We start from the raw sequence: 21,778 nt of genomic DNA on the forward strand, positions 1-21,778 counted from the left end.
TCGCGGCGCGAGGCCGAGCACGGCCCCGGCCCATGGACGGTCGTACTGCCTGTCCTGCGGTGCGCCGCCGCCCGGGCCGACGGTGGATGCCGTCGGGTCCGGTCAGTCCTTGAGCAGCTGGCGCGCCATGACGATGCGCTGCACCTGGTTGGTGCCCTCGTAGATCTGGGTGATCTTCGCGTCGCGCATCATCCGCTCGAGCGGGAAGTCGCGCGTGTAGCCGGCACCGCCGAGCAGCTGCACGGCATCCGTCGTCACCTTCATCGCGACGTCGGAGGCGAAGCACTTCGCGGCCGCGCCGAAGAACGGCAGGTCGGCATCGCCACGCTCGGACTTCGCCGCGGCGACGTAGACCATCTGCCGCGCGGCCTCGAGCTCCATCGCCATGTCGGCGAGCATGAACTGCACGCCCTGGAACTCGGCCACCGCCCGGCCGAACTGCCGGCGCTCCTTGACGTAGGCCACCGCCTCGTCGAGCGCACCCTGCGCGATGCCGACGGCCTGCGCCCCGATCGTGACGCGGGTGTGGTCGAGCGTCGCGAGCGCGAGCTTGAGGCCGCCCCCCACGGTGCCGACGACGCGGTCGCCGGGGATGCGGGTGCGCTCGAAGATCAGCTCACGGGTCGGGGAGCCCTTGATGCCGAGCTTGCGCTCCTTCTCCCCGACGCTGAACCCCTCGTCGTCCGCCTCCACGACGAACGCCGTGACGTTGTTGCCCCGCGGACCGTCGGGGTCGGTCACGGCGAGCACCGTGTAGAACTGCGAGACACCGGCGTTGGTGATCCACGACTTCTGGCCGGTGAGCACCCAGTCGTCACCGTCGCGCACCGCCCGGCACTTCATCGCAGCGGTGTCGGAGCCCGCCTCGCGCTCGGACAGCCCGTAGGAGAACGTCGTCTCACCCGCGGCCAGCGGCGGCAGGTAGCGCGCCTTGACCTCGTCGCTGCCAGCGAGGATGACCGGCATCGAGCCGAGCTTGTTGACCGACGGGATGAGCGAGCTGCTCGCGCACACCCGGGCGATCTCCTCGATGACGATGCACGTCGCGAGCGCATCGGCCCCGACCCCGCCGTACTGCTCCGGCACGTGGGGCGCGAAGAAGTCGCTCGCGACGAGTGCGTCGTGCGCCTCCTGCGGGTAGCGGGCCTCTTCGTCGACGGCGGCCGCCCACGGGGCGATCTTGTCCTGGGCGACGGCACGCACGGCCTCGCGGATCGCCTCGTGGTCCTCGGAGAGCCGGTAGGTGTCGAAGTCAGGGTTGCCGCTCATACGAGCCATGTTACTGACCGGTATGCCGTCCGTCCGCCGGGGTGAGCGAGCCCACGTCGGGCGCGACGGGCGTCGCCCACATCAGCCGCGACCCGCGTCGCCCACGTCCGGCGTCATGGGCGTCGGGCGCGACGGGCGTCGCCCACGTCGGGCGCGACGGGCGTTCGCCTCGTCGGCGCGACGCGCACCGCCCGCCTCACCGCCCGTGCATGAAGTGCCACATCCCGCTGTGCTGCTCGCGCTCGACGAACGCCGGGATGACGGCCTGCTCGAACAGCTCGACCCCGGACAGGTCGTAGGCCTGCTCGACGAAGTACGTGATGGCGTAGGTCATCCCCCGCGCCTGCAGGTCGGCGAGCGCCTCGACGACCTGCTCCGGCGTGCCGACGAGCGGGCCGGTGGCGAACGAGCGCACGGTCGACTCGACGACCCGCTCCGGAAGGCCCGCGGAGGTGTAGTGGTCCCGGATCCACCCGAGCCGCTCCTGCACCTCGGCCTCGTCACGGCCGATGACGACGTTGAAGTTGGCGCTGCGCACGATCTCGTCGAACTCCCGACCGATGTCGGCACAGTGGCCCCGCAGCACCTCGCTCTTGGCGCTGAACTCGTCCGGCATCCCGGAGAAGTTCGTGTAGTCGGCGTACTCGGCGGCGATGCGCAGCGTCTTGCGCTCGCCGCCGCCGGCGACCCACATCGGGATGCCGTTGCGCGGGCTGCCGGCGACCGCGTCCCCCTGCAGGGGGCGGGGGAAGCACATGGCGCCGTCGACGGAGTAGTGCTTCCCGGCATACGTGCCGTACCCGGTCGTCCACATCCGGCGCATGATCTCGACGCCCTCGCGCAGCGCCTCGAGGCGCTCGCCGGCGGACGGGAAGCCGTAGCCGTAGGCACGCCACTCGTGCTCGTACCAGCCGGCGCCGATGCCCATCTCGAGCCGCCCCTCGGAGATGACGTCGACGGTGGCAGCGACCTTCGCGAGGTACGCCGGGTTGCGGTAGCCCATGCACGTGCACATCTGGCCGAGCCGGACCCGCCCGGTGACACCCGCGAAGGCGGCCAGGAGCGACCACGCCTCGTGCGTCGCCTCCTCGACCGGCCGCGGCGTCGTGTGGAGGTGGTCGTAGACCCAGATCGAGCTCCAGTCGGCGTTGCCGTCGGCGCGCCGGGCCAGGCCGGCCATGACGCCCCAGTGCTGCGCGGGGTCGATGCCGACGAGGTCCTGGCGCCAGCCCTGGGGGATGAACAGTCCGAACTTCATGGGAGTCCTCTCGGTGGACCGGGTCGAGGCGTCGCTGCCACCCGGGGCCCCGATCGTGCCACCCGCGTGGTGGCCGTGAGGCGGGGGTCCGCACCCACCACCCAACTCCGAGGCGAGGCGTGGCGCAACTCCCCGTATCGTTGGGCCGCGTGAGCCGAACCATCTGTGTCGTCGGGACGTCCTACGTGGGCCTGTCCATCGCCGTCCTCCTCGCCGAGCACCACGACGTCGTCGCCTACGACATCGACGAGGGACGGCTCGAGCTCATCCGCCAGCGGCGCAGCCCGATCTCGGACCCGGACATCGAGCAGCGCCTCGCCACGCACGACCTGCGCCTCAGCGTGACCGGCGACCGGCACGAGGCGTACTCCCGTGCCGACATCGTCGTCGTCGCGACCCCGACGAACTACGACGAGCGCACGAACTACTTCGACACGAGCAGCGTCGAGCAGGTCGCCGGGGACGTCGTGGCGACCAACCCCGACGCGACCGTCGTCATCAAGTCGACGATCCCGGTGGGCTTCACCGCGGGGCTGCGCCAGCGGCTCGGCACCGACCACGTCGTCTTCTCGCCGGAGTTCCTGCGCGAGGGCCGCGCCCTCCACGACAATCTCCACCCGTCGCGGATCATCGTCGGCGACCGGGGACCTCGCGGTCAGGAGTTCGCGACCCTGCTCGCCGAGGCCGCCCTCGACGACGACGTGCCGGTGCTCCTCACCGACAGCACCGAGGCCGAGGCGATCAAGCTCTTCGCCAACACCTACCTCGCGATGCGCGTCGCGTTCTTCAACGAGCTCGACACCTACGCCGCGACCCACGGACTCGACACCCGCCAGATCATCGAGGGGGTCGGGCTCGACCCCCGCATCGGCGGCCACTACAACAACCCGTCGTTCGGCTACGGCGGCTACTGCCTGCCCAAGGACACCAAGCAGCTGCTCGCGAACTACGCCGACGTGCCGCAGACGCTCATCAGCGCCATCGTCGCGGCGAACACGACCCGCAAGGACTACGTGGCGACCGACATCGTGGCCCGCGGGCCGCGGGTCGTCGGCATCCACCGCCTCATCATGAAGGCCGGCTCGGACAACTTCCGCTCGAGCAGCGTCCAGGGCGTCATGAAGCGGGTCAAGGCCAAGGGGGTCGAGGTGCTCGTCTACGAACCCGAGCTCGACGACGACCGGTTCTACGGCTCGGAGGTCGTGCGCGACCTCGACGAGCTCAAGCGCCGCAGCGACCTCATCGTCGCGAACCGGCTCGTCGACGAGCTGCAGGACGTCGCCGACAAGGTCTACACCCGCGACCTGTTCGGCAGCGACTGAGCCGTCGCCGGCCCCGAAGGAGGCCGCGCCGGCCGCCACGGCATCCCGGCGCGGCATCCACGGCGTGTCGTCGACGCCTCCCCCGTTTGCGGCGGCACTGTCGGGGGCAGGATGACGGCATGGGCCTGCAGCACCAGAACGACCCCGACCTCATCCGCGCTCTCCTCATGGACCCGGGCGTCTGGGCCGTCGTCGGGCTCTCGACGAACCGCGCCCGCACGGCCCACCGCATCTCGCGCTGGCTGCACATCGAGCTCGGGAAGCCGATCGTCCCGATCCACCCGAGGGCCGAGACGGTGCACGGCGCCCAGGGGTACGCGTCCCTCGCGGACGTCCCGGACGGCAACGTCAAGGTCGTCGACTGCTTCGTCAACTCCCAGCACGTCGGCGCCGTCGTCGACGACGCCATCGAGCAGCGCGAGCGCCTGGGGATCGACGCCGTCTGGATGCAGCTCGGCGTCGTCGACGAGGAGGCGGCCGAGCGGGCCCGTGCGGCCGGCATCGCCGTCGTCATGGACACCTGCCCCAAGATCGAGTGGCCTCGGCTCAGGCACGAGGGCATGCAGCGCTAGCCACCCCCGCCCCCTGTCCCCCGCGAACGTGGGTGAAGACCTCCGTCCAGCCGACGATCTCCACCCACGTTCGCGGGAGCTGGGGTGCCGTTCCGGGGGTCAGGTGCCGGCCGCGTGGCGCTCGCGCAGGGTCGCCCCCTTGGCGTGGGCCTCGTCGCGCAGGCCGGCCCGGAACTCGGCCATCGCCGCCCGCAACCGGGCCGCCTCCTCGCCCTCCCCCGCCCCGAGGATGCGCACCGCGAGCAGGCCCGCGTTGCGTGCGCCGCCGACCGACACCGTCGCGACGGGCACGCCGCCCGGCATCTGCACGATCGACAGCAGCGAGTCGAGCCCGTCGAGGTGGGCGAGCGGCACCGGGACGCCGATGACCGGCAGCGAGGTCACCGACGCGAGCATGCCCGGCAGGTGCGCCGCTCCCCCAGCCCCCGCGACGAGGACGCGCAGCCCGCGCTCCTCCGCGCTTCGCCCGTAGGCCACCATCTCCTCGGGCATCCGGTGCGCCGAGACGACGTCGACCTCGCACGTGACACCGAAGTCGTCGAGGGCGTGCACCGCCGCCTGCATGACCGGCCAGTCCGAGTCCGATCCCATGACGACGCCGACGACCGGCATCCCCGCCTGTGCGTGCCTGCTCACTCGGTCACCACTCCCTGGATGTAGCCCGCCGCGTGCGCCGCCCGCTCGCGCAGGTCGGCGAGGTCGTCGCCGGAGATGTTGACGTGCCCGATCTTGCGACCCGGCCGCACGCCCTTGCCGTACATGTGCACCTTGGCCTCCGGGTCGCGCGCCATGACGTGCCGGTACGCGGGGTACAGGTCGGGCAGCTCGCCGCCGAGGACGTTGGCCATGACCGTCCACCGGTCGTGGGGGCGCGGCGACCCGAGGGGGAGGTCGAGCACGGCCCGCAGGTGCTGCTCGAACTGCCCGGTCACGGCGCCGTCCATCGACCAGTGCCCGGAGTTGTGGGGGCGCATCGCGAGCTCGTTGACGACGAAGGACGCCCGGCCGTCGACCGCCTCGACCTCGAAGAGCTCGACGGCGAGCACCCCGGTGACGTCGAGCTCGCCGGCCACGCGCAGCGCCGCGTGCACGGCGTCCGCCGACAGGCCGGCATCCAGCCCGGGCGCCGGGGCGATGACCTCGGTGCAGATGCCGTCGGTCTGCACGGTCTCGACGACCGGCCACGCGGCCGCCTGGCCGGACGGGCTGCGCGCGACGAGCACGGCGAGCTCGCGGCGGAAGGACACGCGCTCCTCGAGGAGCAGGCCGGAGCCCTCGGATGCCGCGCGCTCGAGCCAGGCGGTGAGCTCACCGGCATCCGCCACGACCCTCACCCCCTTGCCGTCGTAGCCACCTCGGGGGGTCTTCGCGACGACCGGCCAGCCGACGGCATCCCCGAACGCCGTGACGTCGGCGGCGGTGTCGGTGCGCACCCAGCGCGGGCAGGGGACGCCGAGCCCGGTGAGTCGCTCGCGCATGGCGAGCTTGTCCTGGGCGAAGCGCAGCGCCGCCGGGTGCGGGTGCAGCTCGACCCCCTCCGCGACGAGGAGGTCGAGGACGTGCGGCGGAACGTGCTCGTGGTCGAAGGTCACGACGTCGCAGTGCTGCGCGAACGCGTGGACCTCCTCGGCCTCGGTGTGGTCGCCGACGGGCGAGCTCGGCACGACGAGGGCCGCGCTGGCGTCGTCCGCCTCGGCGAGCACGCTGAGCGTGACCCCCAGCTCGGCCGCGGGGCCGGCGCACATCCGGGCCAGCTGTCCACCGCCGATGATGCCGACGACGGGGAAGCCTCCGGGCGCGCGACGTGGGCTGGTCACCCGGCGAGGATAGCGACCGCGCGTGTGTAGGCTTCATTGGTGCCCACGACCGCCCCTCCACCGACGCGCGGCCCCGCGCGCCTGCTGGACGCCGCGCGCGGGGCGCTCGACGTCATCTACCGCGAGATGATCAAGTTCGGCGTCGTCGGCGCCCTCGCGTTCGTCATCGACCTCGGCCTGGCCAACCTGCTGTGGCACACCGTGCTCGAGGACCGCGTCACGACCGCCAAGATCATCTCCGGTCTCGTCGCGACGCTCTTCGCGTGGGTCGGCAACCGGCAGTGGACCTTCCGCCACCGGCGCAGCCGCCCCGCCCACCACGAGGTCGCCCTCTTCTTCGCCGTCAACCTCGTGGCCCTGGGCATCGCGACGGCGACCCTCGCCGTCTCGCACTACGGCCTCGGGTTCACCTCGACCCTCGCCGACAACATCGCGACGGTCGTCGGCATCGGGCTCGGGACGCTGTTCCGGTTCTGGGCCTACCGCCGGTTCGTGTTCGCCGGCGAGCTCCTGTAGCGGCTGGTCGCCCCCCGGGCACACCGCACCGCGGTGTGTCCCCTCGACCCAGCGCCGCCTCAGACCTCGCTCGACGACAGGAACAGCGCGAAGAGCAGCGGCTTGGCGCGCACGAGCTCGAGCCGGCCACCGGCGGCCTCGGCGAGGTCGCGCGCGAGCGAGAGCCCGAGCCCGCTGCCCGAGGAGGACACCGAGCGCTCGAAGATGTGGGGGGCGATCGCGGCCGGGACGCCCTCCCCCTCGTCGCTCACCTCGATGACGACCGACGGGCCGGCCCGCCGCGCCGAGATCTCGACGGTGCCCCCGCCGTGGGTCAGCGAGTTCTCGAGCATCGTCGTGAGGATCTGCGCGAGCGCCACCGGCGTCGCACGCACCCCGAGCCCGCGCTCGCCGCTCACGTGGATGCTGCGCCGGGCCGCGGCGTAGGGCGGCTCCCACTCGCGCTGCAGCGCCGCGAGCACCGAGTCGAGCGACACCGCGGGGTTCGCGTCGACGCCGCTGCGGGTGCGGCTCATGAGGTCGTCGACGACCTTGCTCAGCCGTTCGACCTGGCCGATGGCGATCGTCGCCTCCTCCTCGACGACGTCGAGGTCGTCGGTGCTCGCGATCTCCTCGAGCCGCATGAGCAGCGCCGTGAGCGGGGTGCGCAGCTGGTGCGAGGCGTCGGCGGCGAAGTCGCGCTCGGACGCGAGCCGCCGGGCCCCCTGCTGCGCGCCGCGCGCGAGGGCCGCGTCGAGGCGGTCGACCTCCTCGATGCCGGAGTGCAGCGGCACCGGACGCGGGTCGCCGGGCGCGAGGCGCTCGGCGCGCTCGCCGAGGGTCGCGAGGAAGTGCGCCACGCGGGCCGCCCGGCGGTCGGCGACCCACACGACGAGCGCCATCGCGACGGCGGCGGCCATGGCGACCGCGCCGGCCAGGGTGAGGAGCACCGCGCCGGATGCCGTGCCGTCACCGTCACCGCCCGCCGCACCCCCCGCGAGTCCGCCCACCGGGTTGCCGGGCCACAGCAGGAGGGCCCCGACGACCAGGGCGACGAGCACGGCCGTGGTGGCGACCGCCTGGGCGGCCGTCACGACGAGCAGACGGCGCACTCGCGGCTCACTCCTCCGGGGCGTCGAAGCGGAACCCGACCCCACGGATGGTCGTGATGTAGCTCGGGTGCGCGGCGTCGTCGCCGAGCTTCCTGCGCAGCACCGAGATGTGCATGTCGAGCGTCTTCGTCGACCCGTACCACGCGCTGTCCCAGACGTCGCGCATGAGCTTCTCGCGGGAGACGACCTTGCCGTCGTTGGCGACGAGCACCTTGAGCAGCTCGAACTCCTTGCCGGTCAGCTGCACCTCCTGCCCGCGCAGGAAGACCCGACGACCCTCGTTGTCGATCCGGACGAGGGCCTCGGGCGCCGGGGGCTCGACGACGCCGCGCCGCAGCAGCGCCCGGGTGCGGGCGAGCAGCTCGGCGAGCCGGAACGGCTTCGTCACGTAGTCGTCGGCGCCCGCGTCGAGCCCCACCACGGTGTCGACCTCGTCGGCGCGGGCCGTGAGCACGAGCACCGGCACGGTGCTGCCCTCCTGCCGCAGCCGGCGGCACACCTCGAGGCCGTCGATCTTCGGCAGCCCGAGGTCGAGCACGAGCAGGTCGGGCTGGAGCAGGGCCTGCTCGAGCGCGGCCTCGCCGTCGGTGCAGACGTCGACCTCGTAGCCCTCGCGCCGCAGGGCGCGGGCCAACGGGTCGGAGATCGCGGGGTCGTCCTCCGCGAGCAGCACCTTGGTCATGGCTCGATGGTAGTCACGGGGCGCCGTCGCGCGCCGTGGGGCCACGCCCACCCGGCGCGCGCTGCAGCTCGTGGAGGGTGACGACCCCGATACCGCGCAGCATCCGGCGGCGGCGCTCGGTGGCGCTGAAGCCCGACACCGAGCCGAGCACGCGCGCCATGTCGTCGTCGACGTAGACGTGCCCCGAAGGCGTCACGGCGGTGATCCGGCTCGCCTTGTTGACGGTCATCCCGAACACGTCGCCGAGCCGGGACACGACGCGCCCGTGGGCGAGTCCGACCCGCACGGGGGGCAGCAGCTCGTCCTCGGCCATGGCGTCGACGAGGTCGAGCGCGATGGCGGATGCCGGCGCCGCGTCGGTGTGCACGAAGAGCACCTCGTCGCCCACCGTCTTGATGACCCGGCCCCCGTGCTCGGTGATGACATCGCTCGCGAGCAGCTCGAAGCGCTGGACGAGCCGCGCGAGCTGCCGCTCGCTCATCCGGCGGACGAACGAGGTGAAGGACACGAGGTCGGCGAACCCGACGACGCGGATCGGCGCAGACGGGTCGGAGTGCACGGCCGGGTCGGCGTCGGCGAGCATGCGGGCGATCGCGTTCGTCAGGTGCCGGCGCCACACGTAGACGAGGAGCGGCTCGACGTCGTCGCAGATCCGCGCGAGCAGCTCGGCCGCGTCGGACGCGATCCGCGGTTCCGGCACCGAGCGGCTGTCGCGCCCCTCGAGCTCCTCGGAGAACGGCGAGGTCAGCGACTCGGCGACGAGCTGGGTCTGCCACACGGCGAGCCGGTCGGCGGTCCGGGCGAAGGCGCGGGTCATCCCGAGGGCGAGCTCCTCGCTGACGTGGTCCTCGCGGATGAGCGTCGCCACCCGGCGCAGCGCCTCGAGGTCGGCCTCGGTGAACATCGCCTCGTCGTCCTCGACGTTCTGGAAGCCCATCGCGTGCCAGAACCGCCGCGCCGTCGCCGGCTCGACCCCGGCGCCCTGCGACACCTCGCGCCGACCCATGGATGCCGGTCGCCCGAGCAGGCGCCGCTCGATGCGGCCGGGGAGGTCGTCGGGGTCGGTCGAGGCGTGTTCGCGCGGGTCACCGTGGAGGTCCGCGTCGAGCGGGAGGGCGGCGTCCATCGAGGGCATCCGACCCGCCTCCTCTCATCGCGACCTGACGTGCACGACGTCCCCGGCCGACACGGCATCCGTGCCGTTCTCCGTCCGAACCGTCAGTCTGCCCGCTCCGTCGACCCCTGTGGCAACCCCGGAGCGCACCGTCCCGCCGGGTTCGTGGACCTCGACCTCCCGTCCGAGCGTGCCGCACGCCGCGCTGTAGGCGGCCTGCACGGCGCCGCCCGGCCCGGTGTCGTCACGCAGGAGCGCGGCCAGGTGGACGAGGACGGCGGTGAGCAGGGCCGCGCGGTCGGTGCCGGGAGCGCCGGCGGCCCGCAGGGAGGTCGCGGTGCCGAGGGGGAGGTCGGCGCGGGCGGTGTCGACGTTGAGGCCGAGCCCGACGACCACCCCCTCCGGGATCCACTCGCAGAGGAGCCCGGCGAGCTTGCGGTCGCCGTCGCCCGGCACGAGGACGTCGTTCGGCCACTTGAGGGACGTCGCGACCCCCGCGACCTCCTCGACGGCCCGGTGCACGGCGAGTCCGGCGAGCAGCGGCACCCACGAGGCCCCGGAGGCCGGTGCGGGTACGAGGACGGACACCGCGAGACCGGTTCCCGGGGTCGTCGTCCACGACCGGCCGAGCCGCCCGCGCCCGGCATCCTGCCGTTGGGCGACGACGACGCGCCAGGGCACGGGGAGGCGGCGCACCTCGTCGTTCGTCGACCCGAGGCGCTCGAACAGCTCCACCGGGAGCCACGGATCGCCGGGTGTGACGGATTGCTCGGTGAGTGGTCGGGGGAGGGCAGCGTCGCTCACGACGGCAAGGCTAGGCTCGGGCCATGTCCAAGAGCGACACCACGTCCATCGGCGGCACCGACGTCCCGAAGGACATCGACACCACGACGACCGCCGGCAAGCTCGCCGACCTCAGGCGCCGGGTGGCCGAGGTGGCGGGGGCCGGGTCCGAGCGCGCCGTGGAGAAGCAGCACGCCCGCGGGAAGAAGACGGCCCGCGAGCGTCTCGACCTGCTGCTCGACGAGGGCTCGTTCGTCGAGATGGACAAGTACGCGCGCCACCGCTCGGTCGCGTTCGGCCAGGACCGGAACCGGCCCTACGGTGACGGCGTCGTCACCGGCTACGGCACCGTCGACGGGCGCACCGTCGCCGTCTTCGCCCAGGACTTCACCGTGTTCGGCGGGTCGCTCGGGGAGGTCTTCGGCGAGAAGATCACCAAGGTCATGGACTTCGCGATGAGGGTCGGCTGCCCAGTGGTGGGGCTCAACGACTCGGGCGGGGCGCGCATCCAGGAGGGCGTCGTCTCGCTCGGCCTGTACGGCGAGATCTTCCGCCGCAACGTCCACGCGTCGGGCGTCATCCCGCAGATCTCGCTCATCATGGGCCCCTGCGCCGGTGGGGCGGTCTACTCCCCGGCCGTCACCGACTTCACCGTCATGGTCGACCAGACCTCGCACATGTTCATCACCGGGCCCGACGTCATCAAGACCGTCACCGGCGAGGACGTCGGCTTCGAGGAGCTCGGTGGGGCGCGCACCCACAACACGAAGTCGGGCGTGGCGCACTACATGGGCACCGACGAGGACGACGCCGTCGAGTACGTCAAGGCGCTGCTGTCGTACCTGCCGAGCAACAACATGGAGGACCCGCCCGTCTTCGGCGACGAGAACGACCTCGAGGTCACCGAGGACGACCTGTTCCTCGACACGATCATCCCGGACAGCCCCAACGTGCCCTACGACATGCACGAGGTCTTCACCCGGGTCCTCGACGAGGGCGAGTTCCTCGAGGTGCACCCGCTCTTCGCGCCGAACATCATCTGCGGGTTCGGGCGGGTCGAGGGCCGCTCGGTGGGGATCGTCGCGAACAACCCGATGCAGTTCGCCGGCACCCTCGACATCGACGCATCCGAGAAGGCCGCCCGGTTCGTGCGCACGTGCGACGCGTTCAACGTGCCGATCCTCACCTTCGTCGACGTGCCCGGCTTCCTGCCCGGCACCGACCAGGAGTGGGACGGCATCATCCGCCGTGGCGCCAAGCTCATCTACGCCTACTCCGAGGCCACCGTGCCGATGGTCACCGTCATCACCCGCAAGGCCTACGGCGGCGCCTACGACGTCATGGGGTCCAAGCACCTCGGCGCCGACATCAACCTCGCGTGGCCGACGGCGCAGATCGCGGTCATGGGTGCCCAGGGCGCGGTCAACATCCTCTACCGCAAGGAGCTCGCGAAGGCCGCCGAGAAGGGCGACTCGGTCGAGCAGGCCCGGGCGCAGTTCATCAAGCAGTACGAGGACGCCCTCGCCAACCCCTACATCGCCGCCGAGCGTGGCTACATCGACACCGTCATCTCCCCGTCGAACACCCGGATGAACGTCACGAAGGCCCTGCGGGCGCTGCGCTCCAAGCGCGCGTCGCTCCCGCCCAAGAAGCACGGCAACATCCCGCTGTGACGCGCCCAGCAGCTCCGGGTCCGGCTCCGACGGGGGCGGGGCGATGACGGGCCAGCAGCCCCCCACCGTGGCCGCCGCGACCGCCACGACCGGCGACGACACGGCATCCGGCCGCTCCGCCACGCAACCGGACGCGGTCGCGCCGGCGGTCGTCGTCCACGGCGGCGCGACGCCCGAGGAGGTCGCGGCGCTCGTCGCCGTGCTCACGGCGGCCTCGGGCGGCGGCGAGCCGACCCCCGACGTGACGCCGTCGGTGTGGGGGGCGCACGCCGCGGCCCTGCGCCGACCCGTGGGGCACGGCCCCGGCGCGTGGCGCACCTCGCTGCGCACCTGACCCGCTGCGCACCAGACCCGCTGACCACTGACGTCCAGCGCGCGTTGGGGAGGGCCCCGGATGCCGTACCGCCTCCGCTACCCCGTGGTACTCGCCGCTCCCCCAGCGACTCCCGCGCGGTAGGGCGCGCGCCGAACCCTCAGCGGCGGGAGCGCGAGCGCCGCCGGGCGAGGGCGGCGCGGTCGTCGTCGGCGAGGACTCCCGCGGCGAGCACCCGGTCGGCGAGCGCATCGTCGCCCATGAGGCCCCGGAAGACGTCGGGCACCGTGATGCCGTGGCCCGGCCGGTCGACCACCTCGACGCGGTCCCCGGCCGTGACCACCCCGGGCTCGATCACCGCGAGGTAGGCCCCCGTGCGCCCCCGCTCGGTGAACCGGCGCACCCATCCGGGCTCGCCCATCCACGCGGCGAAGGTCGCGCAGGGGATGCGCGGACCGGTGACCTCCAGGACCGCGGAGCCGACCCGCCAGCGCTCCCCGACGACCGCAGCGTCCACCTCGAGGTCGACGGTCGTGAGGTTCTCGCCGAACATGCCGTCGCGCAGCTCGCGGCCGAGCTCACCGCCCCAGTGGTCGAGCTCCTCGCGGGCCACGGCGTACACGGCCTGCCGGGAGCCGCCGTGGTGCCGGCGGCTCGAGACGTCGTCGCCGACGACCCCGCTGCCCAGGCCACCGGTCTTCGGGCCGGGGTCGCGGACCTCCACCGACGCCACCGGCCGCTTGTCGATCGACGTCATCCCTCCCCGGCGCCGGATGCCGCTGCGCGCGCCGCCGACGTTGACCGACCTCACCACAGGCTGCATCCCGGCAGCGTAGGCCGGGCGGCATCCTCGGGTAGCGTCCGACGGGTGACCGAGACGACCTCCGGAACCCGCCAGCCCACCGCCGTCGACGCCGTCGCCGACGCCCACTTCGACGCCGTCGTCGACGCGAGCCCGATCGAAGCCACCTACCTCGGCGTGCCGGGCCGCGACGGCGAGCTCGACGACCTGTCCCCGGACGGGTTCGAGGAGCACGCCCGGATCGCCCGTGACACCCTCGCCCGGCTCGACGCCCTCGAGGCCGTCGACGACGTCGACCGGGTCACCGTGGCCGCGATGCGCGAGCGCCTCGGGCTCGCGGTGGCGAGCCACGAGGCCGGCTACGACATGATGCAGCTCGACGTCATCGCCTCCCCGCTCCAGGCCTGCCGCGACGTGCTCGACCTCATGCCGACGGCCACCCAGGACGACTGGGCGACGATCGCGAGCCGCCTCGCCGCGGTGCCGACGGCGCTCGAGCAGTGGACCGGCTCGCTGCGCGCCGCCGCCGACCGGGGCCTCGTGAGCCCGCGTCGCCAGGTCAGCGAGTGCATCGCGCAGTGCGCCGACCTCACCGGCTCCGACGGCTTCTTCGCCACCTTCGTCGAGCGCGCCTCGGCCGACGGCGCCCCGCTCGGGACCTCGGTGCGCGCCGACCTGGAGCGCGGGGCGCGGGCGGCCTCGACGGCGTACGAGCGGCTGGCCGAGGACCTGCGCACACACCTGCTCGACCGGGCCCCCGAGTCCGATGCCGCGGGCCGCGAGCGCTACGAGCTCGCGTCGCGCCAGTTCCTCGGCGCGACGGTCGACCTCGAGGAGACCTACGCCTGGGGCCAGGAGGAGCTCGCGCGGATCACCGCCGACATGGAGCGCACGGCCGGCACGATCCTGCCCGGTGCGGGCGTCAAGGAGGCGATCGCGCACCTCGACCGGGACCCGCGCTACCAGCTGCACGGCACCGACGCCCTGCGGGAGTGGATGCAGTCGCGGGCCGACGAGGTCATCGCCGACCTCGCGGGGACGCACTTCGACATCCCCGACCCGGTGCGCACCATCGAGGCCCGGATCGCCCCGACGCAGACGGGCGGCATCTACTACACGGGCCCGAGCGACGATTTCAGCCGGCCGGGTCGGATGTGGTGGTCGGTGCCCAAGGGGGTCACCGAGTTCGGCACCTGGCGCGAGCTGACGACCGTCTACCACGAGGGCGTGCCGGGTCACCACCTCCAGGTGGGCCAGACCGTCTACCGCCGCGAGCTGCTCAACCGCTGGCGCCGGATGATGTGCTGGGTGAGCGGGCACGGCGAGGGGTGGGCGCTGTACGCCGAGCGGCTCATGGCCGAGCTCGGGTACCTCGACGACCCCGGCACCTACCTGGGGCTGCTCGACGGGCAGTCCCTGCGGGCGGCCCGGGTCGTCATCGACATCGGCGTGCACTGCGGCTTCGAGGCCCCGGCCGAGGTCGGTGGGGGTGCGTGGACCTACGACAAGGCGTGGGCCTTCCTCGACGCCCACGCCAACCAGGGCGAGGAGATGCTCCGCTTCGAGCTGAACCGCTACCTCGGCTGGCCGGGTCAGGCCCCGAGCTACAAGATCGGCGAGCGGCTGTGGCTCCAGCTGCGCGACGAGGCACGCCGTCGGGAGGGAGACGCCTTCTCGCTCAGGGACTTCCACCGCCGGGCCCTCGACATCGGCTCGGTCGGCCTCGACGTCCTGCGCGAGGCCGTCCTGCGGTGACCCCGGCCCGGCGCGGCATACTTTTCCCTGACCGTGGAAATGTCGTCGGCGAGGAGGACCGGGTGGCGGGCACTCGTGGTCGAAGACCTGCGGGCAGCGGCACCCGCGAGGCGATCCTCGCCGCGGCCTCGCGGGCCTTCGCCGAGCAGGGCTACCCGCGCACGACGCTGCGCGGCATCGCCCGGGATGCCGGGGTCGACACCCGCCTCGTCTCGCACTACTTCGGGACCAAGCAGGAGCTCTTCGTCACCGTCGTCGAGCTGCCGTTCGACCCCGACCGGGTCATGCCCGCCCTCCTGGAGCCGGGGCGCGACGGGGTCGGGTTCCGGCTCGCGGCGTTCGCCGTCGGGGTCATGGAGACCCCCGGGGCCCGCCGCACGATGACCGGGCTGTTGCGGGCCGCCGCCTCCGAGGAGGATGCGGCGGTGCTCGTCCGCGACCTGCTCATGGAGCGGCTCCTCGGCCCGCTCGTCCGCCACCTCGGGGGCGAGGACCCCGAGCTGCGCGCCTCGCTCGCCGCCTCCCAGGTGGCCGGTCTCGCCTTCGCCCGCCACGTCGTCGGCCTGCCGCGCCTGGCCTCCGCCTCGCGCGACGAGCTCGTCGCCGCCCTCGGTCCGGTGCTCGAGCACTACCTGACGGGCGACCTGTCGCCCACGACCGCCTGACCGGCGACAATCCTCGGGTGGAGCTCGCCGCGACGGTCGTCGCCATCGTCCTCGTCGTCATCCTCGTCAGCCGCGGGGCGGCGCCGACGGGGGTCCCGGCCCCGATCGCCCTGCTCGTCGTCGGGGCGGTGCTGTCGTTCGTGCCCGCCGTGCCCGAGGTCACCCTGTCGTCGGACCTCGTGCTCTACGGCCTGCTACCACCCCTGCTCTACGCCGCGGCGCTGTCGACCTCGCTCCTCGACATCAAGACCCACCGGGCGGCCATCCTCAGCCTGTCGGTCGGGCTCGTGCTGTTCACCGCGCTCGGCGTCGGGGTCGTCGCGTGGCTGCTCCTGCCCATCCCCTTCGCCCTCGCCGTCGCGCTCGGGGCGATCGTCGCACCGCCGGATGCCGTCGCCGCCACCGCCGTGGCCCGCCGCATCGGCCTGCCCCGCCGGGTCACGACGATCCTCGAGGGCGAGTCCCTCCTCAACGACGCGACGGCCCTCGTCTCGCTGCGCACCGCCCTCGCCGCCGCGGGCTTCGCGGCCCACGGGGCGTCGGCCCACGCGTCGGCTCCCGAGGTGACGCTCGGGTCGGTCGCCACCGACCTCGTCGTCGCGTCCGTCGGCGGCGTCGCCGTGGGGGTCGTGGCCTACCTCGTCATCAGCACCCTGCGGCGGCACCTCACCGAGGTGCCCGCCGACACGGCGCTGTCGTTCGTCGCGCCCTACCTCGCCTACGTCCCCGCGGAACGGGTCGGCGCCTCCGGGGTGCTCGCCGTCGTCACGACCGGGCTCCTCCTCGCGCACCGGGCGCCGCAGATCCAGACCGCACCCTCACGGCTCTCGGAGAGGATCAACTGGTCGAGCGTCACCTTCGTGCTCGAGAACGCCGTGTTCCTCCTCATCGGCCTGCAGATCGCGGCGCTGCTCGACGACGTCGGCGACGGCGACCAGACGCTCGCCCGCACGCTCCTCGTCGGCCTCGCGGTGCTCCTCACCTGCCTCGTCCTGCGCCCGGTGTGGATGGTGCCTTCGGCCGTGCTCACCGCCCGCGGCGACGCCGACCGGCGGGGCCGCCTGCGCGCAGCGCTCGTCGGGTCGTGGGCGGGGATGCGCGGGGTCGTCACCCTCGCCGCGGCCCTGACCCTCCCGGAGGAGACACCGCTGCGCGCGGAGCTCGTCGTCATCGCGCTCGTCGTCACCGTCGGCACCCTCCTGCTCCAGGGGACGACCCTGCCCCTGCTCGCCCGGGCGCTCGACGTCCGCGGGCCCGACCCGCGCGAGGACGCCCTCATGGAGGCGACCGTCCTCGGCGCGACGACGGGTGCCGGACTGCGCCTCATCGAGTCCGACCCGACCGCCGACCCGGCATCCGTCGCCGTGATCCGCGAGCAGGCGAGTGCCCGGGTCAACCGCAGCTGGGAGCGGCTCGGAACCCTCGGCCCGGGCGACGAGGAGACGCCGAGCGAGGCCCGCGCGCGACTGCGCACCGCGATGATCCACGAGGAGCGGGCCGAGCTCCTGCGCATCCGCGACGCCGGTGGGGTCGACCACGCCGTACTCCGCGCCGTCCTCGGCCAGCTCGACGCCGAGGAGACGGCGCTGGGGTGGAGCGCGACGCGCAGCGCCGCCGTCCGCGCCTCGCCGCTGCGCCCCCCGGACCGGATCGCCGGCGCGTGCGAGCACCTCGCGGCCGCGGAGGTCCCCCGAGCGCCGACCTCGGCCGAGGGCTGCCGGAGGTGCCTCGCCGAGGGCCTGCGGTGGGTGCACCTGCGGGCCTGCGCGCAGTGCGGTGAGGTCGGCTGCTGCAACTCCTCCCCGGGGCGGCACGCCGACGCGCACTTCCACGAGACCGGCCACCCGGTGATGCGCAGCATCGAGCCGGGCGAGGCGTGGCGCTGGTGCTACGTCGACGAGGTCGTCGGCTGACGCCTTCCGGGTGCCTACCGGCCGGTAGGAGCCTATGTTGACGGGCAGGAGCAGTGCCCCAGCATCCGGAGGAGGCCGTCCCATGTCCGCGTCCACGAGGTCCGGCCCCCTTCCCCTCGGCACCCAGCTCGCCCGGCGCAAGCCGGTCGTCTTCCGGCACCGCCACCACCCCGGTGAGGAGCTCGGGCGCACCCTGACGACGTTCCAGCTCACGATGTTCGGCGTCGGGGCCACCGTCGGCACCGGGATCTTCTTCGTCCTCAGCGAGTCGGTGCCCGAGGCCGGCCCCGCGGTCGTCCTCAGCTTCCTCATCGCCGGCCTCGCCGCCGGCCTGTCCGCCCTGTGCTACGCCGAGCTGGCCAGCTCCATCCCGGTGAGCGGGTCGACGTACTCCTACGCCTACCACGCGATGGGCGAGCTCGTCGCCGTCATCATCGCGGGGTGCGTCCTGCTCGAGTACGGCGTCGCCGCGTCCGCCGTCGCGGTCGGCTGGAGCGGGTATTTCAACGAGCTGCTCGACTCCACCCTGGGGTTCGAGATCCCGCAGGCGCTGTCGACGTCCTTCATCCCCGGCTCCGACGGTGAGGCGACCGGCGGCGTGCTCAACCTGCCGGCCGTCGTCCTCGTGTTCCTGTGCATGCTCCTGCTGCTGCGAGGCGCGACGGAGTCGGCGCGGATCAACACGATCATGGTGCTCATCAAGCTCGGTGTCCTCATCCTCTTCATCGTCATCGGGTTCACCGCCTTCGACGCCGACCACTTCGACGGCTTCTTCGGCGCCGGCCTCGGCGGCATGACCGCCGCGGCGGGCACGATCTTCTTCTCGTTCATCGGCCTGGATGCCGTCGCGACCGCCGGTGAGGAGGTCAAGGACCCACAGCGGGCCCTGCCTCGGGCCATCGTCGGGGCGCTCGTCATCGTGACGACGGTCTACGTGCTCGTCGCGCTGGCCGGGCTCGCCGCCAAGCCGGCCTCCTGGTTCAGTGAGGACGCCGCCCAGGACGCCGGGCTGTCGCAGATCCTCAACGACGTCACCGGGTCGACGATCTGGGGCACGATCCTCGCTGCGGGCGCGGTCATCTCGATCTTCTCGGTCACCCTCGTCACGCTGTACGGGCAGACCCGCATCCTGTTCGCCATCGGTCGCGACGGGCTCATCTCCCGGCGCTTCACCCAGGTCAACCCGCGCACCCTGACCCCGAGCTTCAACACCGTCATCGCCGCGGTCGTCGTCGCGCTCATCGCCGGCCTCGTGCCCTCGGACTACCTGTGGGACACCGTCTCCATCGGCACCCTCGTCGCGTTCTCGGTCGTCGCGATCGGCGTCATCGTGCTGCGCCGCACGCATCCCGACCTCGAACGCCCGTTCACCATCCCGGGCTACCCGGTGACCCCGGTGCTCGCCGTGCTCGCCTGCGTGTGGATCCTCGTCGAGCTCCCGGGCATCACGTGGCTCATCTTCGGCCTCTGGCTCGTCGTCGTCCTCGCCTTCTACTTCGCCTACGGCCGGCGCCACGCCGTGCTCAACCACGTCGTGGACCTCGAGGACATCGCCGAGCCGCGCGGTGACGAGGACGACTGATGCCCGTCCTCGTCGGCTACAGCCCTCACAAGGAGGACCTCGGCGCCCTCGACCTCGCGTGCCAGCTCGCGCGCTCCGACGGGGAGTCGGTGCACGCCGTGAGCGTCCTCCCCCAGGTCTGGCCCACGGTCGTGGCGGGGCACACCGACCGTGAGTTCGAGGCGTGGGTGACCGAGACCGGGGCCGGCTGCGCCGCCGAGGCGGCCGCCCACCTGGGCGTCCACGACGACGTGCCCTTCGAGGCAAGCTGGGTGTCGGGGCGCTCGGTCCCCCAGGCCCTGCTGGACCGCGCCGCCGCGATCGGTGCGGAGCTCGTCGTCGTCGGCTCGGGTGACGACGTCGCCCACGGACAGATCGGCATCACGAGCAAGACCGACCGGCTGCTGCACTCCTCCGACGTGCCGATCGTCATCGCCCCCCGCGGCTACCAGGCCGGCCCCGGGGCCACGATCACCCGAATCACCGTCGCATTCCGCGGCGACGACGCCACGTGGAGCCTGCTCGACAACGTGGCCCGGATCGCCCGCCGGACCCGCGCGTCGACCCGGGTCGTGACCTTCGCCATCCGCTCCCGACCGATGTACCCCCGCCGGGTCAGCGGCGCCGAGGACATGGTCCACGAGGCCTGGGTGCAGCAGGCCCGTGAGGAGCAGGCCGAGGCGGCTGCGCACCTGCGCAGCCTGGGCTTCACCGACGACACCCTGACGCTCGCCGTGGCCGAGGGGCGCAGCTGGGGCGGAGCGATGGACTCCCTCGACTGGGAGCGTGGTGACGTGCTCGTCGTCGGCTCGAGCTCCACGCACCGGCTCAGCCAGGTCTTCCTCGGCTCGAGCGCCGCGAAGATCCTGCGCCACTCCCCCGTCCCCGTCGTCGTCGTCCGCTGACCGAGCCGACCCTCGCGAAAGGAGCCACCGCATGTCCGCAGTGAGCCTCATCGGAGCACCCACCGACGTCGGCGCCAGCGTCATCGGTGCCCGGCTCGGGCCGGGGGCCCTCCGGGTCGCCGGCGTCGCCGACGCGATCGCCGCGTTCGGCCACGAGGTCCGTGACCTCGGCGACCTCGAGGGGCCGGACAACCCCCTGCGGCCCCCGGTCGCCGGCTACCGGCACCTCGCGGAGGTGAGCGAGTGGAACCGGCTCGTGCACGATGTCTACTTCTCCGAGCTCGAGGGCGGACACCTGCCGATCCTCCTCGGCGGTGACCACTGCCTGGCCATCGGGTCGATCAGCGCGGTCGCTCGGCACTGCCGCGGCACCGAGCGCCCGCTGCGCGTGCTCTGGTTCGACGCCCACGCCGACTTCAACACGGCGGCGATCACGCCGTCGGGCAACCTCCACGGGATGCCGGTCGCCTGCCTCACCGGGCACGGTCCCGACGAGCTGACCGGCCTGTCCGGCACGACCCCGGCCATCTCGGCCGACGTCGTGCGCCAGGTCGGTCTCCGGAGCGTCGACGCGGGTGAGAAGCGGCTGCTGCACGACATCGGGGTCGAGTGCTTCGACATGCGCTACCTCGACGAGATGGGCTTCCGCAAGACGATGCGGCGCGCCCTGCGGGGACTCACCCCGGAGCACCACGTCCACGTCAGCCTCGACCTCGACTTCCTCGACCCCCACGTTGCCCCGGGTGTTGGAACCCCCGTCATCGGCGGCCCGACCTACCGGGAGGCCCAGCTCGCCATGGAGATGGTCGCCGACACCGGGCTGCTGCGCTCGATCGACATCGTCGAGCTCAACCCCGCCGTCGACGTGCGCAACGCGACGGCGGAGGTCGCCGTCGAGCTGCTCGACTCCCTCCTCGGCAAGTCCACCCTGCTACGGGTTCACGACCGCCCCACCGCGGAGGACCTCTCCGGCTGACGTGCGCCCGCCCGGCGGTGTCCCGACGGCGCACCGTCGACGGTCGCACTCCCACTAGGTTGTGCCGTATGCCGTCCGCCCACCCCGCGCTCCTGCTCGCCTCCGCGTCGCCGGCCCGTCGCAGCACGTTGCGGGCCGCGGGCGTGGAGGCCCTCGTCCACGTCTCGTCGGTCGACGAGGACGCCGTCGTCGCGGCGGCCGAGGCCCGCTACGGTGCGCTCGCCGCCCCCGACGTCGTCCTGCTGCTCGCGCGCGCCAAGGCCGACGACGTCGTCGGCGCGCTGCGGGCCGAGGAGGTGGCCGCGGGCGAGGACGGCGCTGCGGGCCCAGCGGTGGTCGACCTCGACGTCGACGTCGATGTCCTCGTGCTCGGCTGCGACTCGGTGCTCGAGCTCGACGGCGAGGTCCACGGCAAGCCCGTCGACGCGGCGGAGGCGGTCGAGCGGTGGCGCCGGATGCGCGGACGCACCGGCGTGCTGCACACCGGGCACTGGCTCGTCGACGCCCGGCACCCCGACGACGGCGGGACGGGCGGCATGGTCGGCGGCACGGCATCCACGACGGTGCACTTCGCCGACCTCGACGACGCCGAGGTCGAGGCCTACGTCGCGACCGGCGAGCCGCTGCGGGTCGCCGGGGCGTTCACGATCGACGGGCTCGGTGGGCCGTACGTCGCCGGCATCGAGGGCGACCCGAGCAACGTCATCGGGGTCTCCCTGCCGTTGCTGCGCGAGCTCGTCCGCGAGCTCGGGCTCGCCTGGCACGACCTGCGCCACCCGGCAGCCTGACCC

The 21,778-nt window shown here is 73.1% G+C and carries 21 protein-coding genes; 12 read left to right on the top strand and 9 right to left on the bottom strand.

Annotated features, from left to right (window positions below; all coding sequences use genetic code 11):
• Positions 1–102 precede the first annotated feature (102 nt).
• Both ABD899_RS01965 and ABD899_RS01970 read right to left on the bottom strand, forming a co-directional pair.
• Complete coding sequence (locus tag ABD899_RS01965) at positions 103–1,269, bottom strand: acyl-CoA dehydrogenase family protein (protein WP_345201714.1); 1,167 nt, start codon at positions 1,267–1,269, stop codon at positions 103–105.
• A gap of 196 nt (positions 1,270–1,465) precedes the next feature.
• Entirely contained in the window at positions 1,466–2,527 is a 1,062-nt protein-coding gene (locus ABD899_RS01970) for an LLM class F420-dependent oxidoreductase (protein ID WP_345201715.1), read from the bottom strand.
• A 149-nt stretch (positions 2,528–2,676) separates the two neighbouring features.
• On the opposite strand from ABD899_RS01970, the gene ABD899_RS01975 reads away from it, so the two are divergent.
• Positions 2,677–3,849: a nucleotide sugar dehydrogenase gene (locus ABD899_RS01975; protein WP_345201717.1), complete on the top strand. Its 1,173-nt coding sequence runs from the start codon at positions 2,677–2,679 to the stop codon at positions 3,847–3,849.
• Between the two features lie 119 nt (positions 3,850–3,968).
• Positions 3,969–4,421, top strand: coding sequence for a CoA-binding protein (locus tag ABD899_RS01980; protein WP_345201718.1), 453 nt, complete (start codon positions 3,969–3,971; stop codon positions 4,419–4,421).
• Between the two features lie 99 nt (positions 4,422–4,520).
• On the opposite strand, the gene purE is transcribed toward ABD899_RS01980, so the two are convergent.
• Together purE and ABD899_RS01990 are read right to left on the bottom strand one after the other, a co-directional pair.
• On the bottom strand, positions 4,521–5,012 hold the full coding sequence (gene purE / locus ABD899_RS01985; protein WP_345201924.1) for a 5-(carboxyamino)imidazole ribonucleotide mutase: 492 nt from the start codon (positions 5,010–5,012) through the stop codon (positions 4,521–4,523).
• 41 nt (positions 5,013–5,053) lie between these two features.
• Entirely contained in the window at positions 5,054–6,238 is a 1,185-nt protein-coding gene (locus ABD899_RS01990) for a 5-(carboxyamino)imidazole ribonucleotide synthase (protein ID WP_345201720.1), read from the bottom strand.
• Between the two features lie 39 nt (positions 6,239–6,277).
• On the opposite strand from ABD899_RS01990, the gene ABD899_RS01995 reads away from it, so the two are divergent.
• Positions 6,278–6,754 (top strand): GtrA family protein, encoded by a 477-nt coding sequence (locus ABD899_RS01995; RefSeq protein ID WP_345201721.1) that lies wholly within the window; start codon positions 6,278–6,280, stop codon positions 6,752–6,754.
• Positions 6,755–6,813: 59 nt separating this feature from the next.
• Here the strand turns inward: ABD899_RS01995 and ABD899_RS02000 are convergent, their stop codons facing one another.
• Genes ABD899_RS02000 through ABD899_RS02015 form a run of 4 tightly spaced genes read right to left on the bottom strand, consistent with a single transcriptional unit; the run spans position 6,814 to position 10,445 of the window.
• Positions 6,814–7,845, bottom strand: a complete 1,032-nt coding sequence (locus ABD899_RS02000; protein ID WP_345201723.1) for a sensor histidine kinase — start codon at positions 7,843–7,845, stop codon at positions 6,814–6,816.
• Positions 7,846–7,852: 7 nt separating this feature from the next.
• Positions 7,853–8,527: a response regulator transcription factor gene (locus ABD899_RS02005; protein ID WP_345201725.1), complete on the bottom strand. Its 675-nt coding sequence runs from the start codon at positions 8,525–8,527 to the stop codon at positions 7,853–7,855.
• A 13-nt stretch (positions 8,528–8,540) separates the two neighbouring features.
• On the bottom strand, positions 8,541–9,662 hold the full coding sequence (locus tag ABD899_RS02010) for an adenylate/guanylate cyclase domain-containing protein (protein WP_345201727.1): 1,122 nt from the start codon (positions 9,660–9,662) through the stop codon (positions 8,541–8,543).
• A gap of 15 nt (positions 9,663–9,677) precedes the next feature.
• The gene (locus ABD899_RS02015) at positions 9,678–10,445 is read right to left on the bottom strand and encodes a biotin--[acetyl-CoA-carboxylase] ligase (protein WP_345201730.1); all 768 of its coding nucleotides are present in this window, start codon (positions 10,443–10,445) and stop codon (positions 9,678–9,680) included.
• Positions 10,446–10,468: 23 nt separating this feature from the next.
• Here ABD899_RS02015 and ABD899_RS02020 point away from each other — a divergent pair, with 23 nt between their 5' ends.
• Both ABD899_RS02020 and ABD899_RS02025 read left to right on the top strand, forming a co-directional pair.
• Complete coding sequence (locus tag ABD899_RS02020; RefSeq protein WP_345201731.1) at positions 10,469–12,097, top strand: acyl-CoA carboxylase subunit beta; 1,629 nt, start codon at positions 10,469–10,471, stop codon at positions 12,095–12,097.
• Positions 12,098–12,140: 43 nt separating this feature from the next.
• Positions 12,141–12,431, top strand: a complete 291-nt coding sequence (locus ABD899_RS02025; RefSeq protein WP_345201732.1) for an acyl-CoA carboxylase epsilon subunit — start codon at positions 12,141–12,143, stop codon at positions 12,429–12,431.
• A 139-nt stretch (positions 12,432–12,570) separates the two neighbouring features.
• Here ABD899_RS02025 and ABD899_RS02030 read toward each other — a convergent pair whose 3' ends face one another.
• Positions 12,571–13,233 (bottom strand): MOSC domain-containing protein, encoded by a 663-nt coding sequence (locus ABD899_RS02030; protein WP_345201733.1) that lies wholly within the window; start codon positions 13,231–13,233, stop codon positions 12,571–12,573.
• 45 nt (positions 13,234–13,278) lie between these two features.
• Between ABD899_RS02030 and ABD899_RS02035 the strand changes: the two genes are divergently transcribed.
• The 7 genes from ABD899_RS02035 to ABD899_RS02065 all read left to right on the top strand — a co-directional run bounded on the left by ABD899_RS02035 (position 13,279) and on the right by ABD899_RS02065 (position 21,775).
• Positions 13,279–14,967 carry a DUF885 domain-containing protein gene (locus ABD899_RS02035; RefSeq protein ID WP_345201734.1) on the top strand — a complete coding sequence of 563 codons (1,689 nt, stop codon included), beginning with the start codon at positions 13,279–13,281 and terminating at the stop codon, positions 14,965–14,967.
• A gap of 62 nt (positions 14,968–15,029) precedes the next feature.
• Complete coding sequence (locus tag ABD899_RS02040) at positions 15,030–15,632, top strand: TetR/AcrR family transcriptional regulator (protein WP_345201736.1); 603 nt, start codon at positions 15,030–15,032, stop codon at positions 15,630–15,632.
• A 17-nt stretch (positions 15,633–15,649) separates the two neighbouring features.
• Positions 15,650–17,545 (top strand): cation:proton antiporter domain-containing protein, encoded by a 1,896-nt coding sequence (locus ABD899_RS02045; protein ID WP_345201738.1) that lies wholly within the window; start codon positions 15,650–15,652, stop codon positions 17,543–17,545.
• Between the two features lie 82 nt (positions 17,546–17,627).
• Positions 17,628–19,127, top strand: coding sequence for an amino acid permease (locus ABD899_RS02050; RefSeq protein ID WP_345201740.1), 1,500 nt, complete (start codon positions 17,628–17,630; stop codon positions 19,125–19,127).
• A complete protein-coding gene (locus tag ABD899_RS02055; RefSeq protein ID WP_345201742.1) occupies positions 19,127–20,011 on the top strand; it encodes a universal stress protein in 885 nt (294 codons plus the stop codon). The genes ABD899_RS02050 and ABD899_RS02055 overlap by 1 nt, the downstream gene beginning before the upstream one ends.
• A gap of 31 nt (positions 20,012–20,042) precedes the next feature.
• Complete coding sequence (rocF, locus tag ABD899_RS02060; RefSeq protein ID WP_345201745.1) at positions 20,043–20,987, top strand: arginase; 945 nt, start codon at positions 20,043–20,045, stop codon at positions 20,985–20,987.
• Between the two features lie 68 nt (positions 20,988–21,055).
• On the top strand, positions 21,056–21,775 hold the full coding sequence (locus ABD899_RS02065) for a Maf family protein (RefSeq protein ID WP_345201747.1): 720 nt from the start codon (positions 21,056–21,058) through the stop codon (positions 21,773–21,775).
• Positions 21,776–21,778 lie beyond the last annotated feature (3 nt).

It is taken from the genome of Fodinibacter luteus, assembly GCF_039541575.1.
Classification (GTDB): Bacteria; Actinomycetota; Actinomycetes; order Actinomycetales; family Dermatophilaceae; genus Fodinibacter; species Fodinibacter luteus.